Here is a 4,307-nt window from a genome sequence, read left to right on the forward strand (position 1 = left end):
ATCCCGTCCAGCATGAGCTGGGCGTGCGGGTGGGAAAGCCCGCGGCGTGCGCGGCGTCGGCGCGCTCCCGCACGCCGGCGACGAAGGCATCGACGCCGTCCACGGTGAGGTCGCGAGGCACCCAGATCGCGCCGGTGGGCCGACCGCGCAGTCCTGCGGCGAGCGCGAGATGGTACGCGTCGGTGAAGTCGGGGATGCTGCCGAACGACGCCAGAGCGGCCTCCTGCCAGGCGGTGACACCGAGGGAGATCAGGTGATCGGCGCCCGCGCGGATGCCGGGTGCCAGCGCGGCGGCACTCGGCTCGGGCGCCACGCGTCCGACGAGGTCGACGGCGCCCTCGCGCAGCGTCCCCTGCGGTTCGCCGTCCGCACGGCGGACGATGCGCCCGTCCGGCGGGTCGGGGGTCGTGCGATCGATGCCGGCGAGGGCCAGTGCGCGCGAGTTCGCCCAACCGCCGTGCCTGTCGCTGTCGAGGAGGAGTACGGGCCGGTCGGGAACGATCGCATCGAGCGCCTCCCGCGAGGGCGTACCGCCCGCGAACCACTCCGCGCGCCAGCCGCCGCCGCGCACCCATGCCTGCGGGTCGTCCAGCGAGTCGGCGTGGGTGCGCACCCGCTCCAGACATCCCGCCTCGCTTCCGGCGTCATCGAGGCTGCAGTCCAGCGCCTCGAGGGCCACGAGGCCCAGATGCACGTGGGCGTCGGCGAACGAGGGCGCGATCACGCCGCCCGCGGCATCCAGCTCGTCGGCGCCCGGGGCGGCCGCGCGGGCATCGGCGAGCGATCCCACCGCGACGATGATCCCGTCGCGCACCGCGACGGCCGTCGCCGGGATCAGTCGCTCCCCGTCGAACACCGGTCCGCCGGTGACGATCAGCGCCGTCATGACCCGGCTCGCAGGACGGGACGAAAGAAGCGGTTCGCCGGCGGTGCCCACACCGCCACGAGCACCGCGGCGTAGACGACGACCTGGGCGACGGACCAGCCGTCCCAGTCGTGGTCGACGACGAGGCTCCACAGCTGCAGGCCGACGAGGGCGACCGCGAGCACGCTGATGAACAGGCGCGACAGTCCGCTGCCGCGGCCCAGCCCGGCGGCGGCGGCCACCGACAGCAGCCCGAACAGGATGATGCCGGCGCCGATCAGCGACACGCTCATCACCAGCGAGCCGGGGACGTCGTAGCGGGTGAGCAGGAACAGGATCCCGAACATGGCGTTCGCCAGGCCGCCGACGTAGACGAGCGCCACGGCGATGGTCACCGGCACCGGCCGCGACACCTCTCGGGTGTGCGAGATGGCGTGCGGCGCGGCATCCTGCAGCGCTCGGGCGACGTAGCGGCGCTGCACCGCCCGCACGATCTCGATCAGCACGATGGCGCCGATGCAGCCGGCCGTCACGACTAGTGCCGTCGTCTGGCCGGGGTCGACGAGCATGAAGAACTGGCGCGAGAGGGCCACCGAGAAGATCACGACCAGAGCGATGAACATGCCTCCCACGACCGCGCCCTTGAAGCGGTTGAGCGGCCGGCTCAGCACCGCGAGGATCCAGATGCCCACGACGGCCAGGATGATCGTCGCCCCCGTCCGCACCTCGTCGACCGGCGTCTCGGCACCCCGCACGATGAGGGTGTAGAGGGTGAGGGTGACCGCCACGATCACGCCCGCCGGAACGGCGAAGCTCAGCGAACGTCGCAGGAACCCCGGAATGTAACGCTGCGCGTTGGGCATGAGCGCGAGGAAGAACGCCGGGATGCCGATGGTCAGCCCGTCGGTGATCGAGAGCTGGCGGGGCAGGAAGGGGAACTCCAGCACGAGCACGCCGAACAGGAGCGCCAGCAGCGTCGCGTACGTCGTCTTGGTGAGGAACAGCATCGAGACGCGCTCGATGTTGGCGATGACCTGCCGCCCCTCGGCGACGACGTCGGGCAGGTGTGAGAACCGCCCGTCGAGCAGCACGAGCCGCGCGACCGCCTTCGTCGCCGCCGCGCCCGAGTTCATGGCGATGCCGATGTCGGCGGTCTTGATCGCGAGCGCATCGTTGACACCGTCGCCCGTCATCGCGACGGTGTGCCCGCGGGACTGGAGAGCGAGCACCATGCGCTTCTTCTGATCCGGCGTGACGCGACCGAAGACGGTGTGCTCCTCCAGCACCGCAGCGAGCGCCTCGTCGTCGTCCGGGAGCGCGCGGGCGTCGTAGCCCTCCTCGGCATCCACGCCCACCTCGCGCGCGATGGCGGCCACGGTGCGCGGGTTGTCGCCGGAGATGATGCGGATGCCGACGCCCTGCGCGCGGAAGTACTCGAGCGTCTGCGCGGCGTCGGTGCGCACCTTCTCGCGGAAGGTCAGCACCGCGACGGCCACGAGCTCGTCGGGCAGGCTCTCCGCCTCGACATCGGCCGTCGTCAGCGGTCGCGGCGAGAAGGCGAGCACGAGGGTGCGGCGGCCGGTCGAGGCGCGCTCGACCACGGCCGCTCCGAGCGGGTCGGCGACGTCGGTCGCGGCGGCGCCGAACACCATCTCGGGCGCTCCGAGCACCCACGTTCCCGCCGGATCGCCGTCGTCGTCGAACGCCACCGCGCTCCACTTCCGCGCCGACGAGAACGCGATGCTCGCCCGCGCGGTGCGCGGCCGGTCCTCCGCCTCGGAAGCGAACGGCTCCCGGAGCGTGCGCGCCGTCGCGTTCGCGTCCGGAGCGCTGCCGTACCAACCGAGCGTCCGCCGCCAGCCGGCGACCTCGTCGAGCAGGTGGGCGTCGTCGTAGGCGATCTCGCCCTCGGTCAGCGTGCCGGTCTTGTCGAGGCAGATCACGTCGACCCGGGCGAGACCCTCCACGGCGGGCAGCTCGTTGACGAGCACCTGACGCGCCGCCAGGCGCGCGGCTCCCACCGCGAAGGTGATCGAGGTCATTAGCACCAGCCCGAGCGGGATCATCGCCGTCAGCGATGCGATCGTATTGACGACGGCCTGCACCCAGCTGCCGCTCTCCCACGCGGCGCGCCATCCGCCGGCGACCTGCATCTGAGCGTTCAGCACCAGCAGACCGATCGGGCCGATCGCCCAGCCGACCCAGCTCAGCACACGGTTGATCGAGTCGCGCAGCTCGGAGCCCACGAGGGAGAACCGCTTCGCCTCATCGGCGAACGCATTCGCGTAGGCGTCGGCGCCCACACGGACGACCTGCGCATCGCCCTCGCCCCCGACCACGATCGACCCCGACAGCGCCTCGTCTCCAGGGTGCTTGTCGACGGCATCCGACTCGCCCGTCAGCATCGACTCGTCGATCTGCAGACCTCGCGAGCGCACGATGCGCGCATCGGCCGGCACCTGGTCACCGGCGCGCAGCACGAGGATGTCGGCGAGCACGACGGCCGATTGCGCGACCTCCTGCTCCACGGCGTCGCGTCGCACACGCGCCTGCGCGGCGTTCAGCAGCGCGAGCTTGTCGAGGGCGGCTTTGGCCCGGAACTCCTGCACCGAACCGATGACCGCGTTGGCGACGGCGGCGAAGCCGAAGAGGGCGTCCTGCCAGCGTCCGAGCGCGAAGAGGATGCCGAAGCACGCGAAGACGATGCCGTTGAACAGCGTGAACACGTTGGCGCGGATGATGCTCAACGCACTGCGACTGGTCTCGGCGCGGTAGGCGTTGGACCGACCATCGGCCGTCCGAACATCGACCTCCGCGGCGCGCAGTCCGACCGCGGGATCGACCTCCTCGATCGGTGCGGGCGCCGTGGCGCCGGGGCTGCTCATGGCTTCACACTAAAGGAGCGGCGCGGCTCGCGTGCTCGCGAATCCCGCGCCGCTCCCGAAGGGCCCAGCTGAAAATCAGCCCTTCGTCGCCCCCGCCAGAAGTCCCCGCACGAAGAAGCGCTGCAGGGCGAAGAAGACGACCAGCGGCACGATGATCGAGATGAACGTGCCCGCGGCCTGCAGGAACCACTGATCACCCCACGTCCCCGACAGCGAGTTGAGCGACTGGGTGATCGGCAGCGATGACGACGGAGCGAAGATCGTCGCCACCAGCAGGTCATTCCACACCCAGATGAATTCCAGGACGGCGAACGACGCGAGCGCCGGCGCCGCCAACGGCAGGATCATCCGGAAGAAGATCTGGCCGTGGCCGGCGCCGTCCACACGCGCCGCCTCGATCACCTCGCTGGGGATCTCCGCGATGAAGTTGTGCAGCAGGAACACCGCCAGCGGCAGCGCGAAGATCGTGTGCGCGATCCACACCGTCGCGAAACTGTGCTCGAGTCCGCGCAGATCCAGCGCCGGGACTCTAGAGGATCCCCGGGACCGAGCTCAAT

The 4,307-nt window shown here is 71.0% G+C and carries 2 protein-coding genes and 1 pseudogene; all 3 read right to left on the reverse strand.

All coding sequences use genetic code 11. The annotated features are described in order from the left end of the window. Positions 1-886, reverse strand: an 886-nt coding sequence (locus tag I5I_RS00155; protein ID WP_036314763.1) for an amidohydrolase family protein, incomplete at its 3' end; no start/stop codon positions are given. Then, complete coding sequence (locus I5I_RS00160) at positions 883-3,750, reverse strand: HAD-IC family P-type ATPase (protein ID WP_036314766.1); 2,868 nt, start codon at positions 3,748-3,750, stop codon at positions 883-885. The genes I5I_RS00155 and I5I_RS00160, both read right to left, overlap by 4 nt. 75 nt (positions 3,751-3,825) lie before the next feature. Then, positions 3,826-4,251, reverse strand: a pseudogene (locus I5I_RS00165) (carbohydrate ABC transporter permease); the annotation flags it as partial. Between the last annotated feature and the right edge of the window lie 56 nt (positions 4,252-4,307).

Origin of the sequence: Microbacterium sp. B24 (assembly GCF_000333415.1) — a bacterium.
GTDB lineage: Bacteria > Actinomycetota > Actinomycetes > Actinomycetales > Microbacteriaceae > Microbacterium.